Here is a 17,826-nt window from a genome sequence, read left to right on the forward strand (position 1 = left end):
CTTCTTATAACGTTATTGGATGAGTATAGATGAACACAACAGTGTTCAACTCGTTAACTCATCTGTTGAACGTCCATGAGCCATTTTCATCCCTCACTGTCCCATGAAAGAAAGATTCTGTCACTCCACAAAATCAGGGAGAATTTCAAAAAACCTGGCGGAGGTTTTAATTCCTCTCTGGAAGTCCTTCAAAGAGAAGCTTTCATTGGGTGAATGAAGTGCATCTTTTGTAAGACCAAAACCCATCAGGATTGAATTCACACCCAAAACTTTTTTAAAATCGGCCACGATTGGTATAGATCCACCTTCGCGGGAAAATAATACCTCTTTTTGATATACATCCTCAAAAGCTTTTGCGGCAGCTTTCAACCCATAATAATCCAGGTCGATAACAATTGGATATCCGCCGTGATGCTCTTTTACTTCTATCTCTACCGTATCGGGAGCTAGCGACGAGACATACTCTTTAAAAAGCTTCGCTATTTTATTGGGATCTTGGTTTGGCACCAGTCGCATACTCACTTACTCACTTTGGCGCCGGCTTTGGCAGGTAATACTGTCTTGGCACCTTCGCCCTGGTATCCGCTCCACAAACCATTTACATCCAGGGAAGGACGAGCCGTTGTTCTTTCGTGCGTATTGTAGCCCTCTTCACCATCAACTTCATTTAGATCAAGATTTTTTTTGAATGCCTCTTCATCAAACGGGAGTTCATGAATTGCCTCTCGCTGTTCTTCCGTTAACGGCTCAACATCATCATAGAATCCCGGTATACTGATTTTACCGTTACCGTTTTTCAATTTTGATACAATTTCACACAAAAGGTTTGCTGGATTTTCTACAGCCCCCCCGTAAACTCCCGAATGCAGGTCTCTGTTCGGGCCTGTCACTTCGAGTTCCATGTAAGCCAATCCTCTCAGGCCATACGTAATTGACGGCTGATCTTCACCGAACATAGCGGTGTCAGAAATCAGGACCATATCACATGAAAGCAGATCTTTATGTGCTTTGATAAAAGGAATCAGGTTTGGTGAGCCGATCTCCTCCTCCCCTTCAAGAATAAATTTAACATTCACCGGAAGCTCTGTGCCGGTTTTCATATACGACTCGATTGCCTTGATATGCGTGAATGACTGTCCTTTATCATCACTCGCACCACGAGCATAAACCCGTCCATTTTTTACAGTCGGTTCAAAAGGCGGGGTATTCCAGAGCATATCCGGATCCGATGGTTGAACATCATAGTGCCCATATACGAGAACTGTAGGTTGATCGTCATGTTGGCACTTTTCAGCTGTAACAATAGGGTGGCCGGGGGTCTCATGCATTGTCACACGATCCAGCCCAATACTCTCAAATTGTTTAGTTAGAAATTTAGCGGCCTCCTTAACATCGTCTTTATTTTGTGAGGAGGTGCTAATGCTCGGGATACGAAGCAGTTCAAATAGTTCTTCTCGGAATTTTTTTTCGTTTGCGTCTATATATTCTTGCAGCTTATTCATTACAAAATGAGGATTCAATTCAGTTTCATATAATAGATAGATGATTAAGACTGTGTTTTAGTCTCAACCACGAAATGTAAGCAATTGATGGCAATTTTGCCCACTACCGATACACTGTTTAAGCATTAAAAAAAGATTACGCCTGATCTATTCATCGTGCCAATGGCACTCTCGATTCCTTAGCATTTTTTTAATCCCCGAAATAAATTCCGGGGTTACAAGATCTTTTATCCGCTAAGCGGATTTATTAAATCTTTTAATGAGTCACTCCTGGCTTTAACAATGTAAGTTCAATAAGATTCAATTTTTCATTCTTGCCAGTTTGAAGTTTAGAGCTACACCACTTTTGATTCAAAAAAAGCAGCTATAGCTGCGACCAGTTTTGTAACCCGGGGAGATTGGAACAAAAAACTAAAGTGCCGTCAGGTACGGCAGGTACTTGATTAGTTAATAACTACTCAGTCTTCAACATCAGTAAAGATCAATCATGTAATCCCTGCCAGTTTTCAGGCCTTTTTTCACCTGCTGTAATGGCTACTTCCAACCTGTTTTGAAGTGGCGGGAGCTGGCAGGTGGTAAATACATTAAAAGCACATGGCGGATTGTAGGTCTTATTGAAATCGATATTGGTGTACTGGCTTCCCTCTTCCGGGTTATCTACGTACATATATCGTCCGGCTTGGTAAGTCTCTGTTTTATTAGTTTGATCGCCAACAATTATAAACATATCATCATCGCTGTCAATAGCATCGAGTGTATAAATCTCTCCATCAATTTTAAATTCTAACACACCGGGCGAGGCAACCTCCATTTCCTGACCCAAAACATTTATAATAGACATTGTAGTACCCTCAGGATTTGGAATGAAAAGTGCTCGTCTGTTCCACTTTTCCTCAATTGGATATGACTCAAACCCTGAAAATTGGTCAGCCTGTTCATTATTCTTATTGAATAACCGGATTCCAACTAATTCCCCTCTTTTTATTATAAACCACTCAAGATTTTCATGCACTACATGCGGAGTTTCTTCATTTTCTCCATCAAATAAAACTATGTCAGTGACAGGTTCACCCTCATGTGTAATCTTAACTCCATCTGCCACATTCATTGTTACACGGCCATTTTCGAATACAATGGTGCCTGCTTTTTCGGGAATGGTTTCATCGGGAAATTGAATATCCAGGTCTTCTCCGCTCCCAAAACTGTTAACCCCTTCATTCAGCCAAAACATCCCATCAAGGCGAAGCCATCCGGTTGGAGATTTTAGGCTCTCTATACGATCCTGTTTCCAGGCTTTTACCTGTTGAATATAATTTTCAGGAATTTCAGCCTGGCCTAATTGTTTTTTCTGGCAGGCAGATAATACTATCAAAACAATAACAAAAAATACTGAAGATAACCTATACATGAAGAGGGCAAGTTGAACATTTATTTGAAGATAAAAGATAGATGAGTAAGTGTTATCACATTTCTATGATAAAAAAATATCGTATTCACATTCCAATCTTTGAATTATCATAAGTATTAACAGCGTAAATTACACTTCTTAGTGCATATTGCAGATTAAGTTTCACTAATTGACTTTAACTTTTGACCCACTCATACACTAATAATGAACTAGGGAGTAAAAAAACAAGAAGAGAGATATATAGTGAAAGTAGTTTAAGGATTTCAGGATTGATTAATTCTTAGATAAGTGAAATTTACGATCAAAGAAAAATCCTTTTTTGGAAATGCTCAGTGCATTGGGTTCATTTTTTATTTATTCATCCAAATCATTAAATCACTATTTAGATATCGGAATCCACAGAAAACATTCTTTTCGATCAAAATATCTTTTATCTTCAACCCTTCTTATTTATGCTAACACGAAGAATCATACCATGTCTCGATATAAAAAACGGTAGAACCGTTAAAGGGGTGAATTTTGTCGGCCTCCGGGATGCCGGTGATCCGGTAGAGCTCGCACAGCGTTATACCGAAGAGGGAGCAGACGAACTTGTTTTCCTAGATATTACTGCCACAAAAGAGAAACGGAAGACTCTTGTAAAATTAGTAAAGGATATTGCATTGCATATCAATATTCCTTTTACCGTAGGCGGAGGAATTAAATCGGTCGAGGAGATCGAAGAGATTTTGAAAGCCGGGGCAGATAAAGTATCTCTGAACAGTGCAATTGTTCGTGATTCCAATTTAATTACACGAGCCTCAGACGAGTTCGGTTTCCAGGCGATTGTTGCCGCAGTAGATGCAAAAAGGCGAGCAAACAGGCACTCATGGGAAGTATTCGTGAAAGGAGGTTCAGAACCGACAGGATTGGATGCACTTGACTGGATGGAAAAAACAGAACAACTTGGTGCCGGTGAAATCCTGCTAACCAGTATGGATCGCGACGGCACTAAATCGGGCTTTGACCTGGAACTTTTGAAAGCCGCAAATAATCGACTTTCAATCCCTGTAATTGCCAGTGGAGGCGCCGGAACAATTCAGCATTGCTGTGATGCGGTATTAATCGGTAATGCCGATGCCGTGTTAGCTGCCAGCATCTTTCATTTTAGAGAGATTGAGATCTCGGACCTGAAGGCTAAAATGGCAGAAGAAGGAATTAGCGTACGAATTATTAATAACTAAACAACAGATATGGCTACCAAAGAAGAAGTTGAATTTTTATACGACCTCGAACGATTACTCGTCACCAGACGAATAGAAAAACCCAAAGGATCTTATTCAACAAAACTCTTTAAGAAAGGAATTGACAAAATTGCTCAAAAATTAGGAGAAGAAGCCGTCGAAACCATCATCGCCGCAAAGAATAAAAAGGATGCTGAACTGATCGGTGAAACGGCTGACCTGATTTACCACATGCTTGTGTTGTTGGTTGAAAAGGAAATTCCTCTTGATCGGGTGATCCAGGAGATGATGCTCAGGAGCAAGAAATAAAAGTTGAAAAAAATTCACAATTCGTTGAGAAACACTCAAACCTAATTAGACAACTTATAAAAATTCTTTATCCGAACATTTTGGAGTGTTTATATATAAGTACCTAATTTATAGGAACATAAGTCGCAAAATAATCGTTATGTAATTATGAATAGATAAATCAATTCATCTTACTTAATGATTCTTCGAAAATTATTTCTGATAAATTTAGCGATAATTTTTACCCTGATTCCTTTCACTGCGGAGGCCCAATATTTTGGACGCACTAAGGTCCAATATGAGGATTTTGATTTTAAGATTCTGCATACAGAGCACTTCGATATCTATCATTATCCCCAAGAAGCTGAAGCGACTGCAGATCTTGGAATACTGGCAGAGCGATGGTACAAACGGCATTCGGTAACACTGGATCACTCCTTTAAATCGAAAAACCCATTGATTATCTATGCCAACCACGCTGATTTTCAACAGAATGATGTTGTTCCCAGTGTAGGTGTTGGAACCGGCGGTGTAACTGAAGGCATGCGAAACCGGGTGATCATGCCCTTTGCCGAGGCGAACAGCAGTACAAACCACGTACTGGGCCACGAACTTGTTCATGCCTTTCAATATGATATTGCCCGACAAGATAAAATCGGAGGAATTCGAGCTACAAGTCAATTGCCATTATGGTTCATGGAGGGAATGGCTGAGTATCTATCCGTGGGTGCAGAAGATCCCCATACAGCCATGTGGATGCGTAGTGCCCTTTTGAATGACGACTTGCCGTCGATTAAAGATCTTTCTAATCCACAGGAATATTTTCCATACAGGTACGGACATTCTGTTTGGGCATTTATTGCCGGGCAGTCTGGAGATCAGGCCGTCTCGAAATTATATTTTAGATCTGCACAGAATGGCCTGGAAAAAGGCTTTAAACAGGTACTTGGTATATCCCGCGATTCGCTTTCAACTCTATGGCACAATTCGATTCGGGAAAAATATTCTGATGACATTGAAGATCGGACACGTCCAACTGAAGTTGGCGAATTGGTTCTTGGCAAGGAAAATAATTCCGGAACCATGAATATCGCTCCAGCACTGAGCCCGAATGGTGAGTATGTGGTTTTTATATCTGAGAAAAATGTTTTCTCCATTGAACTCTTTCTGGCTGATGCACAGTCGGGGGAGATCATACGGAAACTTACATCAACAAATACTGATCCACACTTGAATGCACTTCGGTTTATTGAATCATCAGGTAGTTGGTCTACGGACAATGATACATTTGCTGCCGTAGTTTTTGCAAAAGGCGATAATCAAATTGCACTGATCAATGTGCATAGCGGAGATGTTGAACGCCGGCTCAGTTTTGGTGATGTGGATGCAATTACAAACCCGTCATGGTCACCCGATGGAAGCAAGATTGCGTTTTCGGGTGCTGATGGCGGATATACCGACTTATATGTTTATAACCTTGAAACAGATTCGCTCAAAAATATCACGAATGATCGGCATTCTGATCTGCAGCCAACATGGTCTCCCGATGGTCAAAAAATTGCTTTTATAACCGACCGGGGAAGTGAAACCGACTTTAAAAAAATGTTATTTGGCAATATGAACATTGCCGAACTGGATATTAAAACAGAAGAAATTAGAATGCTTCCGGAGTTTGGGGAAGCTAAACATATCAATCCACAATACAATGAAGACGGCTCTTCACTTTACTACATATCTGATTATGAAGGGTTTAGTAATATATTTAGATATGATTTTGCAACAGGTCAACAGTATCGCGTTACAAATGTGAGTACGGGAATTTCAGGGATAAGTAAACTCTCCCCCGCCTTTACCGTTGCCTCGAACACCGGAGAGATGCTTGCAACCGTATTTGATGATTCCAACTACAGTATACAGCGGATCGATGAAAATAAAATGGAAGGTGAACTGTTGGGAAGAGAAAGTACCTTTGTAGAATCCGATCAGCTACCCGGATCAGGCCCTCCGGGAAATCAAATTGTTCGAACCTATTTGAACAAACCAATAACTGATCTGCCCGATGATACATCTTTTGGTCTTTCCGATTACACACCAACTCTTCGACTGGATGGCATCAGCGGAGGTGCCGGTGCCGGTGTTTCCAATCAGTTTGGAGTAGGTGTTGCAGGTGGTGTTACTGCGAGCTTCAGTGATATGTTAAATCAGCATCAGCTTGTATCCACGCTACGCATACAGGGGCGTATACAAGATATCGCTGGCCAGGTATCGTACCTCAACCGGGATAATCGATTTATATGGGGTGGTTCTGTGACTCACCAAACATACAGGAGCTCCCGGACAGGTGTCTCACAAAATGACACTACAACCGTAGATGGTGAACCTGTCGTAGCCCCTCAATCCGTAATTCGTTTAAACCAAAGAATATTTCGCGAACGCGTAAATGCGCTGGGAATGTATCCGCTTTCGAGTACGCAACGGTTTGAATTTTCAGGCGGATGGACACATCTCTGGTACCAGTTCGAACGAGAACAGATCTATTTTTCTCCCAGGGGAATTCCATTTAAACGAGAGACATCTGAATCAGCTATTGAAGAACCTGATCCTTTAAATCTATTTACAAGTTCGGTCGCGTATGTACAGGATAATTCAGTTTTTGCATTTACCGGGCCTATCCAGGGACACCGAATGCGGTTGGAAGCTGAACAGACGTTTGGATCTCTCAGCTATCTGACTGCCACGGCCGACTATAGGAAATATTTCTATTTGGAACCACTCACGCTTGGATTTCGAGCTCTTCACTACGGACGATATTCGGGCGATTCCGAGGACGGACGATTAAATCCCATTTTTCTTGGAAATGAACGGTTTGTACGCGGATATAACATAGGTTCATTTTCAGCTCGCGAATGTCGTGATTCTGCCGGAAACACCTGCCCTGAAATTGAGAGACTTTTTGGTAGCCGACTTGCCGTAGCCAATGCAGAGTTGCGATTGCCAGTTCTTGGGGTAGAAGATCTTGCACTCTTTCGCTCGAGAACAATTCCTACCACCCTATCTGCATTTTTTGATGGTGGATTGGCATGGTCTGACTCCAAAAGTCCCGATTTTCGATGGACCACAAACGAAACATCAGACAATATTCCCGTATTCAGTACAGGGCTCAGTTTAAGAGTGAATGTACTCGGTTATCTCATCACTGAGTTCTATTACGCCGTGCCATTTCAAAGACCTGATAAAAGCGGATACTTCGGATTCCAAATCTCTCCCGGCTGGTAATTTTTTCGAGATAGAATTTACTAAGGCAATTACGAAACGTCGGTAGCGTTATTTATCTGTCACAGAAACGTAATCTCTTTACATTTTTTGAATTCTCTCCTGCGTTATTTTATATCGAAAATGGACCTCAATATTCATCAAATAACTATTCTTTAAACCGTTATTATTCATTCATAGCTTTATTTCTAAAAAAGTTCGAAATTTAAAGCTTGCGTCATTATCATATTTAAACCGGCTGGATTCCGTTTATAAAAATGTAGTTCTGTAATAAATAAGGTATTTTTTTTTTATTGTATGGCAAATGTGGAAACAGATATCCGTGATCAGGTTGATCAATATGCCCTCGACAAGAAGCAGACGAGTGGTTTACGGGGATTGCTGCGCCTATGCCATAAACACCTGGAAGAAACAGACGATGAGCTCATAACCAGAGCATTTAAGCTTTGTTGCAAATCTCATGAAAATGTAAAACGCGCATCAGGAGAGCCGTACTACAAGCACCCACTTGAAGTGGCAAAAATTATGGCGGAGGAGTTTAATCTTGACGATATCTCCGTAGCTGCGGCCCTATTGCACGATACAGTTGAGGATACAAGCGTAAAACTTCAAGATATAGAAGAGTTATTCGGATCCACGGTAAAACATATTATTGACGGGCTTACAAAAATTACGGGCGTTTTTGAAAACCGGGATACCAAGCAGGCTGAGACATTTATGAAGCTTCTTCTGTCGATGGCTGAAGATATTCGTGTTATCCTGATCAAGTTCGCTGATCGGCTTCACAACATGCGAACCATCCAGCACTTGCCGAAACAAAGGCAGCTGAACAAGGCTACGGAAACTATTGAATTGTATGCGCCTCTCGCACACAGATTTGGACTCTTCAAAATAAAGAATGAATTTGAGGATCTTTGTTTCAAGGTAATCGATCCGAATTCATATAAATTCCTGGTTCGAAAATTAAGGGAGAAACGCGAGTCGAGAGAAGCCTTTATTGAAGAGTTCATGAAACCGATTAAAGAGGAGCTCGAAAATCAGAATTTCTCTTTTGAGATTAAAGGCCGGCCGAAGCATATTTATTCCATCTACAGGAAGATGCAGAATCAGCAAAAGCCGTTTGAGGAGATTTATGACCTGTTTGCCATTCGCATTATTCTTGAAGATCCGCACACTAAGGAGGATTGCTGGAGGGTTTATTCAGTCATCACTGATTGGTACACCCCTATTCCAAAAAGATTTCGTGATTTTATTTCGGTGCCCAAAGCGAACGGCTACCAATCTCTTCATACAACCGTTATTACCAAAAAAGGGCGAAAAGTAGAAGTTCAGATTCGTACCCGTAAGATGGACAATATTGCCGAACAAGGTTTGGCCGCACACTGGAAGTACAAGGAGGGGAATAGCGGGGAAAGCAGCGAACTTGATAAATTTGTGAATTGGGTTCGGGATGTTCTGGATACTCCGCGACCCGATGCGGCAACCGAATTTGTAAAGGACTTCCAGCTTAATCTATACCAGGACGAAATTTACGTCTTTACACCCCAGGGTGAGTTGAGAACACTTCCAAATGGTGCTTCCGTTATTGATTTTGCATTTGATATTCACAGCGAAATTGGGGAACGGGCTGTCTCAGCAAAAGTTAATGGCAAAATGGCTCCTTTACGGCAAAAACTAAATATCGGAGACCAGGTTGAGATCATCACTGGGAATAAGATTAACCTGAATGCCGACTGGATGGAGGATGTGGTTACGCACAAAGCAAAAGCCCGAATCCGTCAGTATATCAAACAAAAAGAGAGACGAATTGCCGACGAAGGGCGCGAAGCGTGGGAAAAACGGGCATCTAAAGGGAAAGTTGAAATATCTGACCAGGAGCTTACTAAGATAGCCAAGCGGTTTAAGTTTAATGATGCGCAAGAGATGTTCTATGAAATCGGCTCCGGTGCATTTGATGTTAATGAACTCTACCGGATTGTTAAACAGTTGAAGAGTAAGGGTCGGCTGGATGATGAGGAAGAAGAGGATCAGCATCAGAAATTATCGAAGGAAGAAATTACCCAGGAATATTATACAACAGCCCGTTCTGTTGGCGATGGGAAAGCCCTGCTGGTTGAAGGAGAGCTAAGCAACGTAAAATATTCATATGCAAACTGCTGTAATCCTATTCCGGGTGATAACGTAATCGGGTTCATCAGCAGAAACGGAGATGTAAAAATACACCGTTCGAATTGTAAAAATGCCCATCACCTGATTCGCACAGACAGCGAACGAATTGTAGATGTTTCATGGGCAAAAAATATTGAAGAGCAATTCCTCGGGGCCATTAAAGTGATAGGAGAAGATAGAGTTGGATTGGTAAACGATCTGACGGAAGTACTTTCAAAATCGATGCAAACAAATATGAAAAGTATCAATGTGAGCAGTGAAGGCGGTATGTTTGAAGGAATCATCACAGCTCACGTAAATGACTTGAAACATCTCGAAAAAATCATTCAAAAGCTCGAAAAAGTAGATGGTATCAAGACTGTTATACGGTATGAGTGAATACCCCTATCTTCCATAGGTACAAACACTTATATAGCCAATTGAGTGAGAAATTTCTATGTACTTACTGCAAATCTTTTTATTTTTGCTAGATATAAAAGTGTTCGTTATACATTAGTTAAAGCGACTAAAAAACAATAGAATAGGATGGTTACTTATACAAAACGTGATATAGTACGTACAGTTGCTGACAAAATGGATGTGCCACTAAACCAGGCAGAACCATGGGTAGAATCAGTTATTGAATCTTTGAGAGACAAGATGATGGCTGCAGATCCAACTTGCAGAATTGAGCTCAGAAATTTCGGGGTATTTGAGGTAAAAGAAACGAAGGCCAAACCAAAGGCCCGTAACCCAAAAACCAACGAAGTGATCTATGTTCCGGCTCACAGAAAAACACACTTCAAGCCGAGCAAGAAACTCAAAAAGTTCCTGAAAAAACCTCTGAGTGAGGTGAAGGGAGACGATTGATTGTCTGAATTCGGTAGAATTTTAGGTGTTGATGTTGGAAGTAAGAGAGTGGGTTTGGCTCGAACAGACCTGCTCAGGACAAATGCTAATCCCTTTGGCACCTTTCCACCGAATCAATCCATCAGGGAGATAGAAAAGCAGGTAAAAAACGAAGGTCCTGTAAAAGCCATAGTTGTAGGTTGGCCTTTAACTCCTCAGGGAGACCCAACCAATGCTACTGGGTTGGTGGAGAATTACATAAAATCCTTGGAAAAAAAATTCAGGGATATTAAAATCTACAAGATGGATGAACGTTACACCTCACGCCAGGCACAAAATCTGCTGGTTGAAGCAGGTGTACCCAAAAAGAAACGACGCGAGAAAGGAAGGGTTGATCAGGCCGCAGCGGCATTGATTTTACAACAGTTCCTGGAAGCACACCCTGAAATTTAGAAATGTCAGTTTTACCAATAGTTACATACAACGACCCTATACTTAAAAAAGAAACCGAGCCGATCTCCGAGAACAGTGAAGAGCTCCAATCGCTCATTGACGACATGTTTGAAACCATGTACAAAGCGAGTGGAGTTGGTTTGGCCGCCCCACAAATCGGAAAATCCATCCAGCTTTTTGTGATGGATGCGGATGCCATTACTGAAGAGATGGAGGGTGAGCCGGATATCGGCCCTGTTACACTTATCAACCCAAAAATCGTTAAAAAAAGTAATGAAACGGTAAAAATGGAAGAGGGTTGTTTGAGTATCCCGGATGTGAGAGATGATGTTTCCAGGCCCGAATCTATTACGGTAAAATTCCGGGACAGAGATTTGAACGAACAAACGATGGACGCAACAGGCTGGATTGCACGGGTAATTCAGCATGAGATTGACCATTTACAAGGTGTATTATTCCTGGATTATTTGAGTGCGTTTAAACGAAGACTTCATAAATCAACTCTCAAAAAAATTGATAAAGGGAAACTGGAAACTGAATATCCTCTCGCCGACAAATCGTAAAATCTGCCATGCGCTCACTTAATATCGTATTTATGGGATCTCCGGATTTTGCGATTCCCAGCTTGGAGAATATTCATCAAACAGATCACAATATTCTCGCAGTTGTAAGCAATCCTGATAAGCGGAGAGGCAGAGGCCGGAAACCGGAGCCTACGCCCGTTAAGAAAAAAGCGGATGAGTTAAACCTGCCGACGATTGATGTTGAAGATCTGAACTCCGATTCGTTTCACGATCAACTGGTTGACTTGAAACCGGATCTGTTTGTAGTGGTTGCTTTCAGAATTCTACCACTTTCCATTTTAAAAATACCCAAGATTGGTTCCGTGAATTTACATGCATCACTCTTGCCAAAATATCGGGGTGCGGCACCCATTCATTGGGCTATAATTAACGGAGAAAAAGAAACCGGCTGCACTGTATTCTTTTTGGATGAAAAAGTAGATACCGGGAAAATTATCGGCCAGAGCCGTACAGTTATCGATCTTCTCGAAACAACCGGCGATCTATACAACAGGCTTAAAGAGTCGGGGGCTGATCTTTTAGTTCAATCCATCAATCAAATAGCAGAAGGCTCTGTAGAAGCCACACCTCAAAATCATGAACTGGCATCTCCTGCGCCAAAATTATTCAAAGAGAATACCCGTATCGATTTCAATAAACCTGCGAATGAAGTTCATAATTTCATCCGGGGATTAAGTCCATTCCCGACGGCATGGTGTACATACGACGGTAAAAAGATGAATATCTATCGATCTAAACCAACCGGAACTATGAAACTAAAACCCGGGGAACTTCATTTTAAAGATGCGAAGCTGTTCGTTGGCTGCGGAACAGGTGCAATTGAAATTGTAACCTTACAACTACCCGGAACAAAGCGTATGTCCGGCAAGGATTTTGCAAATGGATACGACCTTAATCATCAGTTGGAATAACAGTAATAAGAGCTATCGGAGACCAAAACTAATAGCTTTTAAAATAATCGTGAAATTTGTTACTGTAATGTTGATTAAGAAGAGTTTTTTTGAGATATACCCATCAAGATTTTTACGAGATTTAAACCAAATCATTAAGATTAACAGGGATTAATATGGAGCTTTCTCCTTTACTACAAGCTGCCCGGGATGGAAATTTAAACCGGGTTAAAGAACTTCACGAAGAAGGTGCTAATTTAGATGAAACGAGTAAAAACGGATCTTCCTCACTGATCTATGCAGCCGAGGGTGGACACTATCCCGTTGTAGAATATTTAATTGAACATGGGGCCGACCCCGCCACTCAGACAAAAATGGGAGCAACAGCACTGAACCGAGCTGCTGAAAGCGGAAACATCGAGATGATGAAATATCTGCTGGATAACGGTACTCCCATCGGAGACCTGGCACTGATTGTTGCCGCACGAGAAGGCAATCCGGAGGCGGTAAAATTGTTGATCGAATCGGGAGCTGATGTAAATGCTCAACAGCGTTGGGGGCAAACGGCACTTATGCTCGCTGCAAAAGAGGGGCACTCATCTGTTGTAAAACTCCTTCTTGATTCGGGGGCAAATGTTAGATTACGAGACAAAAACGGTGATTCCGCTCTCAATATCGCCCTGGATAACGACAATCCCGATATTGTTATGCAACTTCGCAGGGCCGGTGCTAAAGCTCAGATTAAAACCAGCAGTCCCGTTCAAGGTGCAGAAGACGAAGAGGAAGATGTGGACGATTCAGCTGATGTGGAGGATCTGATTTCTGATGAAGAGATCCCCGATGATGTTGATCTGGACGAAGATCTCGACTAAATATCTGTAAACAGTCAAATTTTCGTAACATAAAGTTTTGACTGTAATTAGAAGCGCTTTCAATTTTCCAAAAAATGGAAAGAGAGGCAATAATCAGTTATTTTAAGTTGATTTAAAGAATATAATCAAATGAACTAATTTGAATTGAAACGGAGTAAAAATTTATGGCAAAAGTAAAAGTAGGTATTAACGGATTTGGACGTATTGGACGACTTGTAATGCGGGCAATCCTCAAGTACCAAAGTGATAAGGTAGAAGTTGTTGGTATTAACGACTTAACAGATGCCAAAACACTCGCACACCTATTTAAATACGATACTGCACAAGGGAAATTTGACGGTGAAGTTTATGCCGACGGAAGTAACCTTGTAATTAATGGACAGTCAATTGGTGTTACAGCAGAAAGAGATCCTGCAAACTTGAAATGGGGAGATCGTGGAGCCGAAGTTGTAATTGAATCCACCGGCCTCTTTAGAAATGCTGAAACAGCCGGGAAACATCTTGATGCCGGGGCTGAAAAAGTAGTTATCTCTGCACCTGCTAAAGGCGGTGACGTTCAAACCATCGTACTTGGTGTGAATGATGATGAAATTGATAAGAGCAATAACATTTTCTCTAATGCAAGTTGTACAACTAACTGCCTGGCACCTATGGTGAAGGTACTGGACGAAAACTTCGGTGGTGTTCAGAAAGGATTTATGACAACCATTCACGCTTATACAGGCGACCAGGCATTAGTTGACGGGCCGCACAAAGACCTTCGAAGAGCTCGTGCTGCTGCAACAAATATTGTACCGACGACAACCGGTGCTGCTGCAGCCGTTGGCCTTGTACTGCCTCACCTTGATGGCAAGCTTGATGGTGGTGCTGTTCGAGTACCCGTACTTACAGGATCATTGACAGATCTTACTGCAGTTGTAGGTGATGATACTACAGCAGATGAAGTTCTTGCCGCATTCAAAGACGCAGCTGAAGGTGACCTGAATGGTATCCTGGAATACAGTGATGAAGAACTGGTTTCAACCGATATCATCGGGAATCCACACTCATGCATTTTTGATTCCGGAACCATTAAAGTAGAAGGAAATCTCGTGAAAGTAATTGGCTGGTACGACAATGAAGCCGGTTACTCTGCACGAACAGCCGAATTGATTACTAAAATTGTATAAACTTTATCGTTTATAATTATTGAAAACCCGTTTCGGAGCAATTCGAAACGGGTTTTTTTATCTGCTAAATTTTCTGCAAGTAATAACGTTACTTTGATCTATGGAGACACGCAAAAAAGATCAGAACAAATCTCAAACTTCTTCCCTGATGATGGATGTAGAAGGTATGCACTGTGCGTCCTGCGTATCCAGGGTTGAAAACGCGATTAAGGAAGTATCAGGAGTTCAGGATGCAACCGTAAACCTGGCGACTGAAAAGGCAAAAGTCACTTTCCAAAGAAACATTGATCCCAAAAAGGTTGTAGAAGCGATTCAAAATGCGGGATACCAAACCCGAACAGAGACGTTTCAATTTGATGTGAAAGGAATGAGCTGTGCTTCCTGCGTTGGAAATGTGGAAGATGCACTCAGAAATGTGCCCGGCGTGCAGAATGTATCTGTTAACCTCGCGACTGAAAAAGCTACAGTTCATGTAGTTTCGGGTATTGCCGGCAAAAAAGATCTGGTTGAAGCTATTCATTCCTCAGGTTATGAAGCAGAGGAAGTTGTAGGAAGTGAAGAACAAGCAGAGAAAAAGCGACAGGAAAAAGAGAAAGAGCGAACGGATTTAAAACGTTCACTCCTGGTTGCGGCCGGATTCAGTATTCCCATTTTTGTAATTGAGATGAGTTCCCATTTTATCGCGCCATTTCATAGTTGGCTGGAAACTACGGTCAGCTCACAAAATCTCTATTACCTGTTTTTTGTATTAGCATCCGTTGTGCAATTTGGCCCCGGTTTGAGATTTTACAAAAAAGGCTGGCCCTCATTGGTAAGAGGAACGCCTGACATGAACTCCCTCGTGATGCTGGGAACAACGGCCGCTTATGGATATTCGGTGGTTGCAACATTCCTTCCGCAAGTTTTGCCAAGCGGAACGGTGAATGTTTATTTCGAAGCATCGGCGGTGATCGTAACGTTGATTCTCGCCGGCAGATATATGGAAGCGATCGCAAAAGGACGCACCAGCGAGGCGATCAAGCGGCTCCTGAATCTTCAGGCAAAAAGTGCACGCGTGGTTCGAAATGGAGAGGAGAAAGATATCCTGATTGAAAATGTACAAATCGGGGATACAATCATCGTTCGCCCGGGAGAGAAAATTCCGGTTGACGGCGAAGTAGTGGATGGTGAATCCTATATCGATGAATCAATGATTTCGGGTGAGCCGATACCGGTTCAGAAGACAAAGGGTGATGAAGTGATTGGCGGAACCATCAACAAAAATGGAAGCCTTCGGTTTAAAGCTACAAAAATTGGGGCGGATACGGTTTTGGCCCAGATTGTACAGATGGTTGAGGAAGCACAGGGATCTAAACTTCCAATACAGTCTCTGGTAAATAAAGTCACTAACTATTTTGTACCGACGGTGATTACACTGGCGCTCATCACCTTTGGAGTTTGGTTAATCTGGGGACCTGACCCGGCGCTCACATTTGCACTCGTCAACGCTGTAGCTGTTTTAATTATCGCTTGCCCATGCGCAATGGGTTTGGCGACCCCGACATCCATCATGGTGGGAACCGGAAAAGCTGCCGAAATGGGTGTGCTATTCAGACAGGGTGATGCATTACAAGCCCTGCGAAATACAGATACGATTATTCTGGATAAAACCGGGACACTAACCAAAGGTCAACCCGAATTGACAGACCTGGAAACGGTGAACGGGTTCGATTCCGACCAAGTCTTACAATGGGTGGCTTCGGTTGAGAATAGTTCTGAACATCCCATTGCAGAAGCTATTGTCCAAGCTGCAAAACAGAAGAATTTAAAATTGGTAGAGGTTTCTGATTTTAACTCTCGAACCGGGTTTGGGGTTGAAGCAACTGTTGATGGAAAACAGATTTTGATTGGTGCTGATCGAATGATAGAAGACGCCGGCCTGGATTTGAACCTGTTTAATGAAAAAGCAGAGAAGCTATCAGGTGAAGGTAAAACACCCATTTATGTTTCTGTGGATCACAAAGTGGCAGCAATATTGGCAGTGGCCGATTCAATCAAGGAAACCACGCCGGAGGCAATACAGGCTTTGCATAATCTGGATCTTGAGGTCGTGATGCTAACCGGCGATAAGCAACAAACAGCCCAAGCGATAGCCAACCAACTTGGAATTGATGATGTAATTGCTGAAGTGTTGCCGGATGGTAAATCGAATGCGGTGAAACAGCTCCAGGAGAAAGGTAAGAAAGTAGCGTTTGTGGGTGATGGAATCAACGACGCACCCGCATTGGCCCAGGCGGATGTGGGAATTGCGATTGGAACCGGAACGGATATTGCGATTGAAAGTGCGGAAGTGGTCCTGATGTCCGGGGATCTTCGAAACGTGCCGAATGCAATTGCACTGTCTCAATCCACCATTCGAAATATCAAAGAGAACTTGTTCTGGGCGTTTATATATAACATTATTTTGATTCCGCTTGCCGCCGGAGCGCTTTACCCTGCTTTTGAAATTTTGTTATCCCCAATCTTTGCTGCCGGAGCGATGGCGGTATCAAGCGTGTTTGTTCTCGGAAATGCGTTGAGGTTGAAACGGTTTCGGCCGCCGATGACAGCTTTGAGTTGATTTGGTTGAGGTCTCTTTATTATCCTTTATTTGTCTTTACGTGAAGAAATATTCTGAACTGTATTCGGTTAGTATTGGATAATTTTGAAATCTCTTCCTGGTCAGCTCCAAGATTAAAAACACTGGCAACAGATATTTTTCCTGCAACACCTGTTTTTTCTTCTTCATCCGTGTTAACTGCAATATCAAAGTTAACTTCCTTTCCTTTAGAGTCACTTACACCACTTCCAAAGTCGTTTTTTACGATATACTCATTACCTTCAATAATGCCATCGGTAATCTGAATGATTGTTTCTTTAATGAAATCTCGTAGTTCCATAAGTTTATATGTTAGTGTACTTTACAACACTGGTTTAATATCAACCTGATTACAGTGTCTTCATATCGTACTGAATTTTAGGATGTATGTTTTTTAAATTAATTTGAATTTACTATTAACATTTTAATGAGTTTGATACAGTTACTCAGCATTTAGCCACCTCAAATCAGTATGCTTAAAACTGTTTGTGAATTTAAGCTCATAACCTATAGGCCTGTCATCGCTGGAATAACCAAACAAAATAATCCC

The 17,826-nt window shown here is 41.9% G+C and carries 13 protein-coding genes and 1 pseudogene; 11 read left to right on the forward strand and 3 right to left on the reverse strand.

Features of this window, described 5'->3' with window-relative positions; translation table 11 throughout:
• Positions 1-120 precede the first annotated feature (120 nt).
• Both L6773_RS08570 and L6773_RS08575 read right to left on the reverse strand, forming a co-directional pair.
• A pseudogene (locus L6773_RS08570) lies at positions 121-1,502 on the reverse strand (dipeptidase).
• Between the two features lie 481 nt (positions 1,503-1,983).
• Positions 1,984-2,910, reverse strand: a complete 927-nt coding sequence (locus L6773_RS08575) for a DUF1684 domain-containing protein (RefSeq protein ID WP_237853463.1) — start codon at positions 2,908-2,910, stop codon at positions 1,984-1,986.
• Positions 2,911-3,362: 452 nt separating this feature from the next.
• Between L6773_RS08575 and hisF the strand changes: the two genes are divergently transcribed.
• From hisF to L6773_RS08630, 11 genes are all read left to right on the forward strand, one after another.
• On the forward strand, positions 3,363-4,133 hold the full coding sequence (hisF, locus tag L6773_RS08580) for an imidazole glycerol phosphate synthase subunit HisF (protein ID WP_237853464.1): 771 nt from the start codon (positions 3,363-3,365) through the stop codon (positions 4,131-4,133).
• Positions 4,134-4,142: 9 nt separating this feature from the next.
• Positions 4,143-4,442, forward strand: coding sequence for a phosphoribosyl-ATP diphosphatase (gene hisE, locus L6773_RS08585; protein WP_237853465.1), 300 nt, complete (start codon positions 4,143-4,145; stop codon positions 4,440-4,442).
• A 177-nt stretch (positions 4,443-4,619) separates the two neighbouring features.
• Positions 4,620-7,697 (forward strand): hypothetical protein, encoded by a 3,078-nt coding sequence (locus L6773_RS08590; RefSeq protein WP_237853466.1) that lies wholly within the window; start codon positions 4,620-4,622, stop codon positions 7,695-7,697.
• A 294-nt stretch (positions 7,698-7,991) separates the two neighbouring features.
• Positions 7,992-10,241: a RelA/SpoT family protein gene (locus L6773_RS08595; RefSeq protein WP_237853467.1), complete on the forward strand. Its 2,250-nt coding sequence runs from the start codon at positions 7,992-7,994 to the stop codon at positions 10,239-10,241.
• A gap of 147 nt (positions 10,242-10,388) precedes the next feature.
• Entirely contained in the window at positions 10,389-10,712 is a 324-nt protein-coding gene (locus L6773_RS08600) for an HU family DNA-binding protein (RefSeq protein WP_237853468.1), read from the forward strand.
• Entirely contained in the window at positions 10,713-11,144 is a 432-nt protein-coding gene (gene ruvX / locus L6773_RS08605) for a Holliday junction resolvase RuvX (RefSeq protein WP_237853469.1), read from the forward strand.
• A gap of 2 nt (positions 11,145-11,146) precedes the next feature.
• Positions 11,147-11,707 carry a peptide deformylase gene (gene def, locus L6773_RS08610; RefSeq protein ID WP_237853470.1) on the forward strand — a complete coding sequence of 187 codons (561 nt, stop codon included), beginning with the start codon at positions 11,147-11,149 and terminating at the stop codon, positions 11,705-11,707.
• Positions 11,708-11,715: 8 nt separating this feature from the next.
• Positions 11,716-12,639 (forward strand): methionyl-tRNA formyltransferase, encoded by a 924-nt coding sequence (gene fmt, locus L6773_RS08615; RefSeq protein ID WP_237853471.1) that lies wholly within the window; start codon positions 11,716-11,718, stop codon positions 12,637-12,639.
• A 155-nt stretch (positions 12,640-12,794) separates the two neighbouring features.
• On the forward strand, positions 12,795-13,490 hold the full coding sequence (locus tag L6773_RS08620) for an ankyrin repeat domain-containing protein (protein ID WP_237853472.1): 696 nt from the start codon (positions 12,795-12,797) through the stop codon (positions 13,488-13,490).
• 164 nt (positions 13,491-13,654) lie between these two features.
• The gene (gene gap, locus L6773_RS08625; protein WP_237853473.1) at positions 13,655-14,659 is read left to right on the forward strand and encodes a type I glyceraldehyde-3-phosphate dehydrogenase; all 1,005 of its coding nucleotides are present in this window, start codon (positions 13,655-13,657) and stop codon (positions 14,657-14,659) included.
• Between the two features lie 100 nt (positions 14,660-14,759).
• Complete coding sequence (locus tag L6773_RS08630; RefSeq protein ID WP_237853474.1) at positions 14,760-17,258, forward strand: heavy metal translocating P-type ATPase; 2,499 nt, start codon at positions 14,760-14,762, stop codon at positions 17,256-17,258.
• A 19-nt stretch (positions 17,259-17,277) separates the two neighbouring features.
• Here the strand turns inward: L6773_RS08630 and L6773_RS08635 are convergent, their stop codons facing one another.
• Complete coding sequence (locus L6773_RS08635; RefSeq protein WP_237853475.1) at positions 17,278-17,577, reverse strand: hypothetical protein; 300 nt, start codon at positions 17,575-17,577, stop codon at positions 17,278-17,280.
• Positions 17,578-17,826 lie beyond the last annotated feature (249 nt).

The organism is Rhodohalobacter sulfatireducens, from assembly GCF_022012475.1.
In the GTDB taxonomy this organism is placed as follows: domain Bacteria; phylum Bacteroidota; class Rhodothermia; order Balneolales; family Balneolaceae; genus Rhodohalobacter; species Rhodohalobacter sulfatireducens.